Genomic DNA, 781 nt, shown 5'->3' with positions numbered 1-781 from the left:
CAGCCAATTATAAGGTCCATCATACAACTAAAAAAAGACCTTTTGAAGTGCACGCCATCGAGAAGCAACACTTACAAAAAGTCACCACAAGCTTCTCATTTGAGAATAATCTTACTAATAGTATAACAAGAAGCATACGTAAGGACAATGTTATTTGGTATGAGTCTAACCGTTACACCGTCCCTACCGGGACGTATCGACCAAAGAAAAGCAATCAAGCCTACATAGAAGTAACAGATGAAGATCGTCTGCTTATTCGCTTGTCTGCCAGTGGAGAAGTAATTGCAGATCATGCCATTCATAGTGGAAAAGGAGAACTTATACAAGATTCTGACCACAAGAGAAAACGATCCAATAAGATTGACCAGTGGCAAAAAGAGATTCAACAAGCTTTCCAAAATAAAGAGCAAATTGAGGAATTCATTTCTATCTTAAGAGAAAAGTACCCTCGTCACCTGGGAGATCAATTCTCAATTTTGTGGAACTTAATACAGCAGGAAGCAAACTGGATCAACCAGGCATTAGACAGGGCGATGGATCTTCAATTGAAAAGCGCAAATGACCTACGGGATTTATTAATTTCACTAAAAAGAGAGGAAGAAAATACAGATAGTCAGGACAAGGGTTCGCAAGAGTGTTCCACATCCAATTACTCTCACATTTCGGCATCTACTAGAAACCTAGATTCGTATATTGAGATTATGAATGGGGGGAAAACTGCATGACGCACCCAATGGCACAGTTACAAGAGCAGTGTCGTTCGTTACGATTAGCTGAAACT

At 39.7% G+C, this 781-nt stretch carries 1 pseudogene; it reads left to right on the top strand.

Going from position 1 to position 781, the window contains the following annotated elements:
* A pseudogene (locus ACOI1C_RS22640) lies at window positions 1-725 on the top strand (IS21 family transposase); the annotation flags it as partial.
* Window positions 726-781 lie beyond the last annotated feature (56 nt).

Origin of the sequence: Bacillus sp. DJP31, from assembly GCF_049310945.1 — a bacterium.
Taxonomy (GTDB): Bacteria; Bacillota; Bacilli; order Bacillales; family SA4; genus Bacillus_BS.
Note: the sequence above shows the minus strand (reverse complement) of the source record. Positions and strands in the feature narration are given on the sequence as shown.